Origin of the sequence: Streptomyces hygroscopicus, assembly GCF_026168105.1 — a bacterium.
GTDB lineage: Bacteria > Actinomycetota > Actinomycetes > Streptomycetales > Streptomycetaceae > Streptomyces > Streptomyces hygroscopicus_D.
In genome coordinates, this window is the sequence record NZ_LBMW01000002.1 from 188,389 (window position 1) to 203,080 (window position 14,692).

Below are 14,692 nucleotides of genomic sequence, written 5' to 3' on the forward strand. Positions count from 1 at the left end.
CGCGCAAGGACAAGGACGGCCGTAGGACGCCGCGAGGCGGGCCCGGAGGAATCCGGCGCCCGCCTCGTGCGTTTCTCCTGTGAAGGCGATCTCGGCGGCCTCCGGGCGAGCCCGGAGCCCGGGATCGCTACCATGGGGTCTCCGGAGCCTGACCGGGGGACCCGGATCGCGCACGAGGAGCCCTCTTGGCAGACGAGGCCCAGCACCTGACCGCGGCCAAGCCCGACCCGACGTCGAAGGCCGCGGCCCAGCCCGCGCGCGCCGCGAAGGACGCCTCGCACGGGCCGGTCGAGCACGCCCAGTCCGCGCCCGTCGAGCAGGCAGCCGAGCAGCCACGTCCCAAGCCGGTCCCGCCCGAGCGCACCCCGGCGGTCCGCCCGGCTCCGGCCCCGCCCGCGCGCTCCGGCTCCTCCAACCGCGTCCGCGCCCGCCTCGCCCGTCTCGGTGTACAGCGCGCCAACCCGTACAACCCGGTCCTCGAGCCGCTGCTTCGGATAGTGCGCAGCAACGACCCGAAGATCGAGAACGCGACCCTCCGCCAGATCGAGCGTGCCTACCAGGTCGCCGAGCGCTGGCACCGCGGCCAGAAGCGCAAGAGCGGCGACCCGTACATCACGCACCCGCTCGCCGTGACCACCATCCTCGCCGAGCTCGGCATGGACCCGGCCACCCTCATGGCGGGCCTCCTGCACGACACCGTCGAGGACACCGAGTACGGCCTGGACCAGCTGCGCCGCGACTTCGGCGACACCGTCGCGCTCCTCGTCGACGGCGTCACCAAGCTGGACAAGGTCAAGTTCGGCGAGGCCGCGCAGGCCGAGACCGTCCGCAAGATGGTCGTCGCCATGGCCAAGGACCCGCGCGTCCTGGTCATCAAGCTCGCCGACCGCCTGCACAACATGCGCACGATGCGCTACCTCAAGCGCGAGAAGCAGGAGAAGAAGGCGCGCGAGACGCTGGAGATCTACGCGCCACTCGCCCACCGGCTGGGCATGAACACCATCAAATGGGAGCTGGAGGACCTCGCCTTCGCGATCCTCTACCCCAAGATGTACGACGAGATCGTCCGCCTGGTCGCCGAGCGCGCCCCCAAACGCGACGAGTACCTCGCCATAGTGACCGACGAGGTCCAGGCCGACCTGCGCGCCGCCCGCATCAAGGCGACCGTCACCGGCCGCCCCAAGCACTACTACAGCGTCTACCAGAAGATGATCGTCCGCGGCCGGGACTTCGCGGAGATCTACGATCTGGTCGGCATCCGCGTCCTCGTCGACACGGTCCGCGACTGCTACGCGGCACTGGGCACGGTCCACGCCCGCTGGAACCCGGTTCCGGGGCGGTTCAAGGACTACATCGCGATGCCCAAGTTCAACATGTACCAGTCGCTGCACACGACGGTGATCGGTCCCAACGGCAAGCCCGTCGAACTCCAGATCCGCACGTTCGACATGCACCGTCGTGCCGAATACGGCATCGCCGCGCACTGGAAGTACAAGCAGGAGGCCGTCGCGGGCGCCTCCAAGATCCGTACGGACGCGCCTCGGTCGAGCGCCAAGAACGCCAAGGACCACGACGCCGTCAACGACATGGCGTGGCTGCGCCAGTTGCTGGACTGGCAGAAGGAGACCGAGGACCCGAGCGAGTTCCTGGAGTCCCTTCGCTTCGACCTGTCCCGCAACGAGGTCTTCGTTTTCACCCCCAAGGGCGACGTCATAGCGCTGCCGGCCGGCGCCACTCCGGTGGACTTCGCCTACGCGGTCCACACGGAGGTCGGCCACCGCACCATAGGGGCCAGGGTCAACGGACGGCTGGTCCCGCTGGAATCCACCCTGGACAACGGCGACTTGGTGGAGGTCTTCACCTCCAAGGCACCCGGCGCGGGCCCGTCCCGCGACTGGCTCGGCTTCGTGAAGTCGCCGCGCGCCCGCAACAAGATCCGCGCCTGGTTCTCCAAGGAGCGGCGCGACGAGGCGATCGAGCAGGGCAAGGACGCGATCGCGCGGGCGATGCGCAAGCAGAACCTGCCGATCCAGCGCATCCTCACCGGCGACTCGCTGGTGACTCTCGCCCACGAGATGCGCTACCCCGACATCTCTTCGCTGTACGCGGCGATCGGCGAGGGCCATGTGGCCGCGCAGAACGTCGTGCAGAAGCTGGTGCAGGCCCTCGGCGGCGAGGAAGCGGCCACCGAGGAGATCGACGAGGCCGTTCCGCCGTCGCGGAGCCGCGGCCGTAAGCGGCGCCGCAGGGAGGACCCCGGCGTCGTCGTCAAGGGCGTCGATGACGTCTGGGTCAAACTGGCCCGCTGCTGTACGCCCGTCCCCGGCGACCCCATCATCGGCTTCGTCACGCGCGGTAGCGGCGTATCGGTTCATCGCAGCGACTGCGTGAACGTGGAGTCACTGTCGCGCGAGCCCGAGCGCATCCTCGACGTGGAGTGGGCCCCCACCCAGTCGTCCGTCTTCCTGGTCGCGATCCAGGTGGAGGCGCTGGACCGCTCGCGACTGCTCTCGGATGTCACCCGGGTCCTGTCCGACCAGCACGTCAACATCCTCTCGGCGGCGGTTCAGACCTCCCGCGACCGCGTGGCCACCTCCCGTTTCACCTTCGAGATGGGTGACCCGAAGCACCTGGGCCACGTCCTGAAGGCGGTACGGGGCGTGGAGGGCGTGTACGACGTGTACCGCGTGACATCGGCCCGCAGGCCGTCGTAGCCGGCCGTCGGCACGGCAGACGAGAGGGGCTCCCGTACGCACCGTACGGGAGCCCCTCTCGCAGGCAGGGGACGGGAGCCTCAGCCGCCGAACTCCTGCAGGCCCTTCAGCGCCTGGTCCAGGAGCGCCTGGCGGCCCTCCAGTTCCCTCTCCAGCTTGTCGGCCTTGGCGTTGTTGCCCTGGGCCCGAGCCTGCTCGATCTGGCCCTGCAGCTTGTCCACGGCCGCCTGGAGCTGGCCGGTGAGGCCCTCGGCGCGAGCCCGCGCCTCCGGGTTCGTCCGGCGCCACTCGGTCTCCTCGGCCTCCTGAATGGCGCGGTCGACCGCGTGCATCCGGCCCTCGATCCGCGGACGCGAATCGCGCGGCACATGACCGATGGCCTCCCAGCGCTCGTTGATCGAGCGGAAGGCGGCACGGGCGGCCTTCAGGTCCGTGATCGGCAGCAGCTTCTCCGCCTCCTCGGCCAGCTCCTCCTTCAGCTTGAGGTTCTCGGCCTGCTCGGCGTCCCGCTCCGCGAAGACCGAGCTGCGGGCGGCGAAGAAGACGTCCTGGGCGCCGCGGAAGCGGTTCCACAGATCGTCCTCGTGCTCGCGCTGCGCGCGGCCCGCCGCCTTCCACTCGGACATCAGATCGCGGTAGCGCGCGGCCGTCGGACCCCAGTCGGTCGAGTCCGACAGGGCCTCGGCCTCGGCGACCAGCCGCTCCTTGGTCTTGCGGGCATCCTCGCGCTGTGCGTCGAGCTGCGCGAAGTGCGCCTTGCGGCGCTTGGAGAACGCCGACCGGGCGTGCGAGAAGCGGTGCCACAGCTCGTCGTCCGACTTCCGGTCGAGCCGGGGCAGCCCCTTCCAGGTGTCCACCAGCGCCCGCAGCCGCTCGCCGGCCGCGCGCCACTGGTCGGACTGCGCCAGCTCCTCCGCCTCGACGACCAGCGCCTCCTTGGCGTGACGGGCCTCGTCGGACTGCTTGGCCCGCTGCGCCTTGCGCTCCTCACGGCGCGACTCGACGGTCTTCACGAGCTTGTCCAGGCGCTCCCGCAGCGCGTCCAGGTCACCGACCGCATGGTGGGCCTCCACCTGCTCGCGCAGGTGGTCGATGGCGGTCTGGGCGTCCTTCGCCGACAGGTCGGTGGTCTGCACACGCCGCTCGAGGAGGCCGATCTCGACAACCAAGCCCTCGTACTTGCGCTCGAAGTAGGCCAGCGCTTCCTCAGGGGAGCCGGCCTGCCAGGAACCGACGACCTGCTCGCCGTCGGCCGTACGCACGTACACGGTCCCCGTCTCGTCGACGCGGCCCCACGGGTCGCTGCTCACAGCGCCTCCTCCACATGATGCCTATGGGGAGCCTCAGCGCCCCCGAGCATCGTCCACAGTTTCGTCACGGCCAACATAGGCGAACGGCGGGGCGGCTGTCCGCATCCCGCGCGACCGAAATTTCGCAGTTGACGGTCAGGATTTCGTCACAGTCGCCTTGTTGATCACGACGGTTGCGTTGGGTGCTCCGTCGCCCGCTCCCGTGCTCTCGCCGGCGGCGGCGATTTTCTTCAGGACCTTCAGGCCCGCCGCGTCGACGGTACCGAACGGTGTGTAGGTGGGCGGCAACTGGCTGTCCTGGTACACCAGGAAGAACTGGCTGCCGCCGGTGTGCTTCTGCCCGGTGTTCGCCATCGCGATCGTGCCCGCCGGGTACACGTTCCCCTTGAGGCTCGTGTCCTTGAGGTTCTCGTCCGGGATGGTGTATCCGGGTCCGCCGGTGCCGGTGCCCTTGGGGTCGCCGCACTGCAGCACGTAGATGCCGTTGGTGGTGAGCCGGTGGCACTTGGTGTGATCGAAGAAGCCCTGACCCGCGAGGAAGTTGAACGAGTTCACGGTGTGCGGGGCGGCGGCCGTCTTCAGCGCGATGCCGATGTCGCCGCACGTCGTCGCGAGCTTCATCGTGTACTTCGCGGACGTGTCGATGGTCATCGCCGGCTCCTGCTTCCAGCTCAGCGGCTTGACCTTGCCCGCGGCGGGCTTACCGCACGGGTCCGGAGCCTTGCTGGGGGCGGAGGCACTGGGGGACACCTCGGCGCCCGCGTTGGCCTTCTTGCCGTCGTTCTTGAAGACTCCGGTCGCGAACGACACGACGCTGCCCACCAGAACCACGCCGAGCACCGACGCGATCACGGAATTGCGCACGCGGGCCTTGCGCCGCGCCTCCGTGCGCCGCTGCTGTTGCCGCAAGAACTTCTCCCGGGCGAGCTGTCGCCGCCGCTGTTCCTGGGTGACCACGGGGTTTTCTCCTCATGCGTCTCGTACGCCGACCGGTACGCGTGCGTCTGGTGTGCCGACCGCATGCGCGTGCCCCGTACCGTATATGGGTTCGCTGAGGAATCGGCAGCGCCGGTAGGCTCTGACCCACAGCCAGTGACCCGTACGCCACAACAAAGGACGATCGTGCTGATTGCCGGGTTCCCCGCCGGGGCCTGGGGGACCAACTGTTATCTGGTCGCCCCCGCCGCGGGTGAGGAGTGTGTGATCATCGACCCGGGCCACCAGGCCGCCCAGGGAGTCGAGGAGGCGCTCCGGAAGCATCGGCTCAAGCCCGTCGCAGTCGTCCTCACCCATGGCCACATCGACCATGTCGCCTCGGTCGTGCCGGTGTGCGGAGCCCACGACGTGCCGGCCTGGATCCACCCCGAGGACCGGTACATGATGAGCGACCCGGAGAAGGCGCTCGGGCGATCCATCGGAATGCCGCTGATGGGCGAGCTCACGGTGGGCGAGCCGGACGACGTCAAGGAACTCGCCGACGGTACGCGGCTGGAGCTTGCCGGTCTGGAGCTGTCCGTCGCGCACGCGCCCGGCCATACCAAGGGGTCGGTGACCTTCGGCATGCCCGAGGCGGCGGACATCCCGCCGATCCTCTTCTCGGGCGACCTGCTGTTCGCCGGCTCCATCGGACGCACCGACCTGCCCGGCGGCGACATGGCCGAGATCCTCGACTCGCTGGCCCGTGTGTGCCTGCCGCTCGACGACTCGACCGTGGTGCTGTCCGGCCACGGCCCCCAGACGACCATCGGCCAGGAGCGCGCCACCAACCCCTATCTGCGCCAGGTGGCGGCCGGCCCGGGAGCGCACCTCGACGACGCTCCCCGACGAGGAATGTGACGAGACCTTTCGTGAGCACCTTCAAGGCCCCCAAGGGCACGTACGACCTGATCCCGCCGCGCTCTGCGACGTTCCTGGCGGTCCGCGAGGCGATCGCCGCTCCGCTGCGCAACTCCGGTTACGGCTACATCGAGACGCCCGGGTTCGAGAACGTCGAGCTGTTCTCGCGTGGCGTGGGCGAGTCCACCGACATCGTGACGAAGGAGATGTACGCCTTCGAGACCAAGGGCGGCGACAGGCTGGCCCTGCGCCCGGAGGGCACCGCCTCCGTACTGCGTGCGGCGCTGGAGGCCAACCTGCACAAGGTGGGCAACCTCCCGGTCAAGCTCTGGTACTCCGGCTCGTACTACCGGTACGAGAAGCCGCAGGCGGGCCGATACCGCCACTTCTCGCAGGTCGGCGCGGAGGCGATCGGCGCCGAGGACCCGGCGCTCGACGCCGAGTTGATCATCCTGGCGGACCAGGCGTACCGCTCGCTGGGCCTCAGGAACTTCCGCATCCTGCTGAACAGCCTGGGCGACAAGGAGTGCCGTCCGGTCTACCGGGCCGCCCTGCAGGACTTCCTGCGCGGTCTGGACCTGGACGAGGACACCCGCCGCCGCGTCGACATCAACCCGCTGCGGGTGCTGGACGACAAGCGCGAGTCGGTCCAGAAGCAGCTGACGGGCGCCCCGCTGCTGCGCGACTACCTGTGCGATGCGTGCAAGGCGTACCACGAGGAGGTCCGTGAGCTGATCACGGCGGCAGGCGTGGGGTTCGAGGACGACCCGAAGCTGGTGCGCGGGCTGGACTACTACACGCGTACGACCTTCGAGTTCGTCCACGACGGTCTGGGCTCCCAGTCCGCGGTGGGCGGCGGCGGCCGCTACGACGGTCTGTCCGAGATGATCGGCGGCCCCGCGCTGCCGTCCGTGGGCTGGGCTTTGGGCGTCGACCGCACCGTGCTGGCCCTGGAGGCGGAGGGCGTCGAACTCCAACTGCCCGCGTCCACCAGTGTGTTCGCGGTCCCGCTGGGCGAGGAGGCGCGGCGCGTCCTCTTCGCCAAGGTCACGGAGCTGCGCAAGGTGGGCATTGCGGCGGACTTCTCGTACGGCGGCAAGGGACTCAAGGGTGCGATGAAGAGCGCGAACCGCAGCGGCGCCCGCTACGCGATCGTCGCGGGCGAACGCGACCTCGCCGAGGGCGTCGTCCAGCTCAAGGACATGGAGTCCGGCGAGCAGACGGCGATCGGGGTGAACGAGATCGTGGCGGAGCTGGAGTCCCGGCTCGGCTGAACCGGTACGACACCACCACATGAGAAGGGCCCCGGGCACACGTTGCCCGGGGCCCTTCCCCGTGGATCGGCCGATCGTGCCGCAGGGCGCCGGTCACCGAGCTGTGGTGTTCATCGGTCGAGCAGCCCGTGCCGCATCGCGCTGATCACCGCCGCCGTTCTGTCGTCCACCCCGAGCTTTCCGAAGATCCGCAGCAGATGGGTCTTCACCGTCGACTCCCCGATGAACAGCCGCCGCCCGATCTCGGCATTGGTGCAGCCCTCGGCCACCAGCCGCAGAACCGCCGTCTCCCGGTCCGACAGGCGTGGGCGCTCCGGCTTGGTGCGGAGCCGGTCGACCAGGCGGGCCGCCACCGAGGGCGCCAGCACCGTCTCCCCCCGGGCCGCCGCCCGTACCGCGTCCGCCAGCTCGGCCCGCGGCAGGTCCTTGAGCAGATAGCCCGCCGCCCCGGCCTCCACGGCCCGCAGGATGTCCCGGTCCGTTTCGTACGTCGTCAGGACGATCACCCGGCACGGCAGCCCAGCCTGAGTCATCCGGGCAATGGAGTCGACACCTCCGCCGCCCGGCATCCGCAGATCCATCAGCACGATGTCCGGCCGGAGCCGGGCCGCCAGGGCCTCGGCCTGTGGCCCGGCGGCGGCGTCGGCGACGACCTCCAGGTCGGGCTCCGCGTTCAGCATCGCGCGCAGCCCCTCCCGTACGACGGGGTGGTCGTCGGCGAGGACGATACGGATCACAAGGCACTCCCGAGAGCGGACAGGGCGGGCAGCCGGACGGTGACGGTGGTGCCCTCGCCGGGCGCGCTGCGGACCACCGCCGCACCGCCCACCTCGGCGGCGCGCGCCCGCAGCCCGTTCAGACCGTAGCCGGCGGCCGGCGCGGTCGGGTCGAAGCCGCAGCCGTCGTCCCGCACGGAGACCGTCAACGCGTCGTCGGCGTACGCCAGTGTGATCGTGAGGGACACCGAACTCCCGGCGTGCTTACGTGCGTTGGCCAGCGCCTCCTGGCACGAGCGCAGCGCCACGACCTCCGGCCCCGCGGGCAGCGCGCGCACCGGCCCCGTGACCTCCACCAGCGCGTCGTGCCGTGCCGCTAGTCGCCGCAGGGCGTCCGGCAGCGACGACCCGTCCAGGTCGGCGGGCGCACCCCCGGCCACCAGGGCGCGCGCCTCGGCGAGGTTCTGCCGGGCAGTCTCCGCCATCAGGGCCAGATGGCGCCGGGCCTGGGGCACGTCGTGCTCGAGTTCGGCCTCCACCGCCTGGACCAGCATCAGCAGGCTGGTGAAGCCCTGTGCGAGCGTGTCATGGATCTCGCGGGAGAGCCGTTCGCGTTCGGTGAGCGCACCGTGCGCGGCGGAGAGACGGGAGATCTCGTGCCGGCTGGCGTCGAGCTCCGCGATCAGCTCGGCCCGTTCCCCGCTCTGTTCGATGATCCGGATGATCCAGCTTCCGATGACCACCGAGAAGACGAGGGTCACCAGGGCGAAGAGGGCGTTGGAGACGAGATCCCCGGCGGCCGGGCGCCACAGCAGCGCCCAGCCCGCCACGGGGAGCAGGTTGATGAGCGTCACGGCGACGAGCGCCCGGGGCATCCGCAGCGCCATGAAGCACTGCGGGATGAGCGCGAACGACATCAGCCGTGTCTCGCCGACCAGGACCGCCGAGGGCAGGAACAACGCCATCGCCCCGCCGAGGTAGCACAGCGCCCGCCGCTCCTTCGGCGGATCCCCCTGGAGCAGCGCGCGACCCACCACCACGTACCAGGGCACCAGCGGAACGAGCAGCCCGGCCGCCACGGCACGGGCGGTCCACCCCGAGTGGGCGGCGTCGAGCACGAACGCCAGGGTGGCCGCCCAGGCGACCGCGAAGTACGTGTCCCACAGCCGGATCGAACGGTCCCAGGCATGCGCGGCGCGCGCCGTGCCGGGATCGGTCGCCCCTCGCGCCGTGCCGGGCTCCGTCATCCCTCGCGCCGGTCCTTCCAGCGGAACGTCAGCAGACACAGCGCCAATCCTGCGATGCACCAGGCCGCGAGCACCAGCGCGATCCGCCCGAACTCCCAGCTTCCCGCCTGCTCCAGGACCTTCGCCGAGTCGGGCAGGAACACGCCCCGCAACCCCTGGCACAGCCATTTCAACGGGAACAGGGCGCCGATGTCGAGCATCCAGTGGGGGATGGCGTTGACGGAGATGTACACCCCGGAGACGAACTGCACCACCAGGAAGGGCAGGACGACCACCGAACTGGCGCTCTTGGCGGACTTCGGTACGGAGCTGATCGCGATGCCGAGCAGCGCGCACGCGGTCAGCCCGAGCACGAAGATCCAGCCGAAGTCGAACCACTTCCCGGCGTCCGACGGCAGATCGACGCCGTACACGGTGGTCCCGACGAGCAGCAGGATCGCCGTCTCCAGGACACCGGTGAACAGGACGAGCCAGATCTTCCCCAGGAAGTACGCCGTCGGGGGCATGGGGGTGCCGCGCAGCCTGCGCAGGACCCTCTCGTCGCGTTCCACCGCGATCGAGATCCCCAGGGACTGGAAACTCGTCGACATGATGCCCGAGGCCATCATCGCGGGGACGTACAGCTGCGAGGCGGTGACGCCGGTGCCGCGCACGGCGTCGTGGAAGATCGACGCGAACAGGAACAGGAAGACGACCGGGAAGGCGAAGGTGAACACCACCTGTTCGCGCTGCCGGAAGAACTGCTTGATCTCCAGGGCGCCCCGGTGCAGTCCGAGGACCCAGGCCCCGGGCAGCCGCCCGGCGGAGGCCTCCGTCCGGGTCCGTACGGCTGTCGTGGTCATCGCGCGTCCTCCTGCCCGGTCAGCCGCAGATACACGTCCTCCAAGGTGGGGCGGCTGATCCGCAGCCCCGGGATCTCTCCGTCGAAGCGGCGCGTGAGCTCGGTGACCGTGCGGGTCGGCGTCCCGGTGCGCTCACGGCGGTTCCTGCCGTCCGCCTCCGTCCACTCGACGATGGCCTCGCTGCCGAATCGGTTCCGCAGTGCCGACGCGGTGCCCTCGGCCACCACCCGGCCCTTGGCCACCACTGCCAGCCGGTCCGCCAGTTCCTCGGCCTCCTCCAGGTAGTGGGTGGTGAGCAGGATGGTCGTGCCCTCGTCGGCGAGCGTGCGGATCAGCTCCCAGAACTGGCGCCGGGCCGCCGGGTCGAATCCCGTCGTCGGTTCGTCCAGGAGCAGCAGCTCGGGGTCGCCGATCACGCCGAGCGCCACGTCGAGACGGCGGCGCTGGCCACCCGACAACCCCTTGATCCGGCTGTCCGCCTTCGCCTCGAGTCCCACCAGCCCGATGACCTTCTCCGGGTCGCGCGGCCGGGGGTAGTAGCGGGCGAAATGCCGCACGGTCTCGCGGACCGTCAACTCCGCGGGCGCGGATTCGTCCTGCCAGACGATCCCGATTTTCGAGCGCCACGCGCGTGCGGCGCGCGCCGGGTCCGCCCCGAGCACGGACACCTCTCCCCCGTCCCGGTCGCGGTTTCCCTGGAGGATCTCCACGGTGGTGCTCTTGCCCGCTCCATTGGGTCCGAGCAGGCCGAACACCTCGCCCCGCCGGATCTCCAGATCGATTCCGTCGACCGCGGTGACGTCCCCGTACTGCTTGCGCAGCCCTCGTACGTCCACCGCGAGTCCGTTCGCGTATGTGGTCATGGCCACGAGCCTCGGCCTGAACCGAACGTTCCGCGACGACCGTGCGTACTTCCTTATGTCCATCGAACGGTGGACACAGGCACGTGTGCGGCACAATGACCTCAGCCCGCAGATCCAACCCCGAGCATCGGAATCGGCGTGATGACCAAGACGACAGTTAGGGACGTCTCCACCGGATACACCGAGCCGGAACGCACGGACGCGCCCCGGACGGCCGGCGGCAGCCGCGCGTTCGCCGTGCTGCTGGTGATCACCGGTGCCGCCGGTCTGCTGGCCGCGTGGGTCATCACGATCGACAAGTTCAAGATTCTCGAGGGCAAGGTGAGCGGCAAGACGTTCACCCCCGGCTGCAGCATCAACCCGATCGTGTCCTGCGGCAGCGTCATGGAGAGCAAGCAGGCCGCCGTCTTCGGTTTCCCCAACCCGATGCTCGGCCTCGTCTGCTACGGCATCGTCATCTGCGTCGGCATGAGCCTGCTCGCGCGCGCCCGCTTCCCGCGCTGGTACTGGCTGACCTTCAACTTCGGCACGCTGTTCGGCGTCGCCTTCGTGACCTGGTTGCAGTTCGAGTCGCTGTACCGGATCAACGCGCTGTGCCTGTGGTGCTCGCTGGCGTGGGTCGCCACGATCACCATGTTCTGGTACGTGACCTCGTTCAACGTGCGCAACGACTTCCTGCCCGCCCCGCGCCCGCTGAAGAACTTCCTCGGCGAGTTCACGTGGGTCCTCCCCGTCACCCATGTCGGCATCATCGCCATGCTGATCCTGACCCGGTGGGGAAGCCAGCTCTGGGCCTGAGCCGGGGCCGGTCGCCGGGCCGGGCGGCGTCGCCAGTGGGGTACTGCGCTTTGCGGGGTACACCCCGAGACCCCCGGTAGGGTTTCAGCGTGGAGCCCGACCTGTTCACCGCCGCCGCAGAAGAACGCCAGGAGAAGGACCCGACCGGCAGCCCCCTGGCGGTACGCATGCGCCCGCGCACCCTCGACGAGGTGGTGGGCCAGCAGCATCTGCTCAAGCCGGGGTCCCCGCTGCGCAGACTGGTCGGCGAGGGCAGCGGAGGGCCCGCCGGTCCCTCCTCGGTGATCCTCTGGGGCCCGCCCGGCACCGGCAAGACGACCCTGGCCTATGTCGTCTCGAAGGCCACCAACAAGCGCTTCGTGGAGCTGTCGGCGATCACCGCGGGCGTGAAGGAGGTCCGCGCGGTCATCGAGGGCGCCCGCCGCGCCACCGGCGGCTTCGGCAAGGAGACCGTCCTGTTCCTGGACGAGATCCACCGCTTCAGCAAGGCCCAGCAGGACTCCCTGCTCCCGGCCGTCGAGAACCGCTGGGTGACCCTGATCGCGGCGACCACGGAGAACCCGTACTTCTCGGTGATCTCCCCACTGCTGTCCCGCTCCCTGCTGCTCACCCTCGAGCCGCTCACGGACGACGATGTGCGCGGACTGCTGCGCCGGGCCCTGGCCGACGAGCGCGGCCTGGCGGGCGCCGTCACGCTCCCCGAGGACACCGAGGCCCATCTGCTGCGGATCGCCGGCGGCGACGCCCGCCGCGCCCTGACCGCCCTGGAGGCCGCGGCCGGGGCCGCCCTCGACAAGGACGAGCCGGAGATCGGTCTGACGACCCTGGAGGAGACCGTCGACCGGGCCGCGGTGAAGTACGACCGCGACGGCGACCAGCACTACGACGTGGCGAGCGCCCTGATCAAGTCGATCCGTGGCTCGGACGTCGACGCCGCGCTGCACTACCTGGCCCGAATGATCGAGGCCGGGGAGGACCCCCGCTTCATCGCCCGGCGTCTGATGATCTCCGCGAGCGAGGACATCGGCCTCGCCGACCCGAACGCGCTGCCGACAGCCGTCGCCGCCGCCCAGGCCGTCGCGATGATCGGCTTCCCGGAGGCCGCGCTCACCCTCAGCCACGCCACCATCGCCCTCGCCCTCGCCCCCAAGTCCAATGCGGCGACCACGGCGATCGGCGCGGCCATGGAGGACGTCCGCAAGGGACTGGCCGGGCCCGTGCCCCCGCATCTGCGCGACGGGCACTACAAGGGCGCGGCCAAGCTCGGCCACGCACAGGGGTATGTGTATCCGCACGACCTGCCCGAAGGCATAGCCGCCCAGCAGTACGCCCCGGACGCGCTCAAGGACCGGGAGTACTACACCCCGACCCGCCACGGCGCCGAGGCGCGGTACGCGGACGCCGTGGAGTGGACCCGCAAGCACCTGGGTCGGAAGCAGCCGTAGTCAGCCTGTAGACTTACCCGAAGCGCTGCGTCCCGTGTCCGGCACCTCACAAAAGGGGAGCCGGCGCCACCAGAGCGGGACATCCAGCCGGAACCCCACCGCCGTACGGCATGGGGATCCAGGAGCGTCGCGCACCGTCGAACGGTGTCGCGGGCAGCCCACCACCTCCCCGGAAGCCCCGGGGACAGGTCGGTGGGCCACTCGCGTGCTGCACGTATGTGCCCAGACCAGGGGAGCGGCTGCCCGGCAGGTCCCACGCGGACCCGCAGGGTTTCCCCGGCTGCGGATGCGACCTCCCTAACCCTGGTGAAGCCGATTACACACAGAAACACGAGGTGTTTGGTTCATGGCGAACCAGTCCCGCCCCAAGGTCAAGAAGTCCCGTGCCCTCGGCATCGCGCTGACCCCGAAGGCCGTCAAGTACTTCGAGGCCCGCCCCTACCCGCCGGGCGAGCACGGCCGCGGCCGCAAGCAGAACTCGGACTACAAGGTCCGTCTGCTGGAGAAGCAGCGTCTGCGCGCGCAGTACGACGTGTCCGAGCGCCAGCTGGTGCGCGCCTACGAGCGTGCCTCCAAGGTCCAGGGCAAGACCGGTGAAGCGCTGATCATCGAGCTCGAGCGCCGTCTCGACGCGCTGGTCCTGCGTTCGGGCATCGCCCGCACGATCTACCAGGCCCGCCAGATGGTCGTCCACGGCCACATCGAGGTCAACGGCCAGAAGGTCGACAAGCCGTCGTTCCGCGTCCGTCCCGACGACGTCGTGATGGTCCGCGAGCGCAGCCGTGACAAGACGCTCTTCCAGGTCGCCCGCGAGGGTGGCTTCGCCCCCGACGGCGAGACCCCGCGCTACCTCCAGGTGAACCTCAAGGCCCTGGCGTTCCGCCTGGACCGCGAGCCGAACCGCAAGGAGATCCCGGTGATCTGCGACGAGCAGCTCGTCGTCGAGTACTACGCCCGCTGATCGCTTTCCGCGGACGCAGCACTCCCAGCACAGCAGCCCGTCGTCCCCCCGCCCCACCGGGCCGGGCGGGACGGCGGGCTGCCGCGTTGGCCCGGCGCAACTCCCCGAGGGGCGGCCCCTAATCCGGTACGGACCGGCCGCCCCGGCGCGATAGGCTCGGGGCACGACTTTTCGATGTTCAGGCACGTTCTAGGGAGCGGGTGCGCGCGGTGTCCGGTGGAGAAGTGGCCGGGATCCTCGTGGCCGTCTTCTGGGCGATCCTGGTCTCCTTCCTCGCCGTCGCCCTGGCGAGGCTGGCCCAGACGCTCAAGGCGACCACCAAGCTGGTGGCGGACGTGACCGACCAGGCCGTACCGCTGCTGGCCGAGGCCTCCACCGCGGTGCGCTCCGCACAGAGCCAGATCGACCGGGTCGACGCGATCGCCTCGGACGTACAGGAGGTCACGTCGAACGCGTCGGCTCTGTCGACGACCGTCGCGTCCACCTTCGGCGGCCCCCTGGTCAAGGTCGCCGCCTTCGGCTACGGCGTGCGCCGGGCGATCGCCGGCCGTCGTGAGAACGTGCCCGCCAAGGCGCCCCGGCGTACCGTGATCGTGGGCCGCACCGTCCCGTCCCCGCGACGGGAGAAGCGGAACGACCGGGGGAACAGCCGGGGAAACAACCGGGATAAGGGGAACTGACCGAGC

General features: G+C 70.1%; 13 protein-coding genes. 7 read left to right on the forward strand and 6 right to left on the reverse strand.

The window, feature by feature from the left end; genetic code table 11:
• Nucleotides 1–185 precede the first annotated feature (185 nt).
• Complete coding sequence (locus AAW14_RS03215; protein WP_265559599.1) at nt 186–2,714, forward strand: RelA/SpoT family protein; 2,529 nt, start codon at nt 186–188, stop codon at nt 2,712–2,714.
• A gap of 80 nt (nt 2,715–2,794) precedes the next feature.
• Here the strand turns inward: AAW14_RS03215 and AAW14_RS03220 are convergent, their stop codons facing one another.
• Nucleotides 2,795–4,024 (reverse strand): DUF349 domain-containing protein, encoded by a 1,230-nt coding sequence (locus tag AAW14_RS03220; protein ID WP_265559601.1) that lies wholly within the window; start codon nt 4,022–4,024, stop codon nt 2,795–2,797.
• Nucleotides 4,025–4,159: 135 nt separating this feature from the next.
• Nucleotides 4,160–4,981, reverse strand: coding sequence for a peptidylprolyl isomerase (locus tag AAW14_RS03225; protein ID WP_265559603.1), 822 nt, complete (start codon nt 4,979–4,981; stop codon nt 4,160–4,162).
• A 165-nt stretch (nt 4,982–5,146) separates the two neighbouring features.
• Between AAW14_RS03225 and AAW14_RS03230 the strand changes: the two genes are divergently transcribed.
• Together AAW14_RS03230 and hisS are read left to right on the forward strand one after the other, a co-directional pair.
• A complete protein-coding gene (locus tag AAW14_RS03230; protein ID WP_265559605.1) occupies nt 5,147–5,860 on the forward strand; it encodes an MBL fold metallo-hydrolase in 714 nt (237 codons plus the stop codon).
• A gap of 11 nt (nt 5,861–5,871) precedes the next feature.
• On the forward strand, nt 5,872–7,134 hold the full coding sequence (gene hisS / locus AAW14_RS03235; protein WP_265559607.1) for a histidine--tRNA ligase: 1,263 nt from the start codon (nt 5,872–5,874) through the stop codon (nt 7,132–7,134).
• A gap of 110 nt (nt 7,135–7,244) precedes the next feature.
• Here hisS and AAW14_RS03240 read toward each other — a convergent pair whose 3' ends face one another.
• Genes AAW14_RS03240 through AAW14_RS03255 form a run of 4 tightly spaced genes read right to left on the reverse strand, consistent with a single transcriptional unit; the run spans nt 7,245 to nt 10,802 of the window.
• Nucleotides 7,245–7,871, reverse strand: coding sequence for a response regulator (locus tag AAW14_RS03240; RefSeq protein ID WP_265559609.1), 627 nt, complete (start codon nt 7,869–7,871; stop codon nt 7,245–7,247).
• Nucleotides 7,868–9,097 carry a sensor histidine kinase gene (locus AAW14_RS03245; RefSeq protein WP_265559610.1) on the reverse strand — a complete coding sequence of 410 codons (1,230 nt, stop codon included), beginning with the start codon at nt 9,095–9,097 and terminating at the stop codon, nt 7,868–7,870. Before AAW14_RS03245 ends, AAW14_RS03240 begins: the two co-directional genes overlap by 4 nt.
• Nucleotides 9,094–9,939, reverse strand: a complete 846-nt coding sequence (locus AAW14_RS03250; RefSeq protein WP_265559612.1) for an ABC transporter permease — start codon at nt 9,937–9,939, stop codon at nt 9,094–9,096. The genes AAW14_RS03245 and AAW14_RS03250 overlap by 4 nt, the downstream gene beginning before the upstream one ends.
• Nucleotides 9,936–10,802: an ABC transporter ATP-binding protein gene (locus AAW14_RS03255; RefSeq protein WP_265559614.1), complete on the reverse strand. Its 867-nt coding sequence runs from the start codon at nt 10,800–10,802 to the stop codon at nt 9,936–9,938. Before AAW14_RS03255 ends, AAW14_RS03250 begins: the two co-directional genes overlap by 4 nt.
• Nucleotides 10,803–10,943: 141 nt before the next feature.
• Between AAW14_RS03255 and AAW14_RS03260 the strand changes: the two genes are divergently transcribed.
• The 4 genes from AAW14_RS03260 to AAW14_RS03275 all read left to right on the forward strand — a co-directional run bounded on the left by AAW14_RS03260 (nt 10,944) and on the right by AAW14_RS03275 (nt 14,686).
• On the forward strand, nt 10,944–11,600 hold the full coding sequence (locus AAW14_RS03260) for a vitamin K epoxide reductase family protein (protein WP_265559615.1): 657 nt from the start codon (nt 10,944–10,946) through the stop codon (nt 11,598–11,600).
• A gap of 89 nt (nt 11,601–11,689) precedes the next feature.
• Nucleotides 11,690–13,045, forward strand: a complete 1,356-nt coding sequence (locus AAW14_RS03265) for a replication-associated recombination protein A (protein WP_265559617.1) — start codon at nt 11,690–11,692, stop codon at nt 13,043–13,045.
• Between the two features lie 346 nt (nt 13,046–13,391).
• On the forward strand, nt 13,392–14,006 hold the full coding sequence (gene rpsD, locus AAW14_RS03270) for a 30S ribosomal protein S4 (protein WP_141309379.1): 615 nt from the start codon (nt 13,392–13,394) through the stop codon (nt 14,004–14,006).
• A 200-nt stretch (nt 14,007–14,206) separates the two neighbouring features.
• Nucleotides 14,207–14,686 (forward strand): DUF948 domain-containing protein, encoded by a 480-nt coding sequence (locus tag AAW14_RS03275; RefSeq protein ID WP_265559620.1) that lies wholly within the window; start codon nt 14,207–14,209, stop codon nt 14,684–14,686.
• Nucleotides 14,687–14,692: the final 6 nt, after the last annotated feature.

What these genes read in the sequence shown, in the direction of transcription:
- AAW14_RS03245 (WP_265559610.1), bottom strand. Translation starts at nt 9,097, where the DNA reads ATGACGGAGCCCGGCACGGCGCGAGGGGCGACCGATCCCGGCACGGCG.
- AAW14_RS03250 (WP_265559612.1), bottom strand. Translation starts at nt 9,939, where the DNA reads ATGACCACGACAGCCGTACGGACCCGGACGGAGGCCTCCGCCGGGCGG.
- AAW14_RS03255 (WP_265559614.1), bottom strand. Translation starts at nt 10,802, where the DNA reads ATGACCACATACGCGAACGGACTCGCGGTGGACGTACGAGGGCTGCGC.
- AAW14_RS03260 (WP_265559615.1), top strand. Translation starts at nt 10,944, where the DNA reads ATGACCAAGACGACAGTTAGGGACGTCTCCACCGGATACACCGAGCCG.
- rpsD (WP_141309379.1), top strand. Translation starts at nt 13,392, where the DNA reads ATGGCGAACCAGTCCCGCCCCAAGGTCAAGAAGTCCCGTGCCCTCGGC.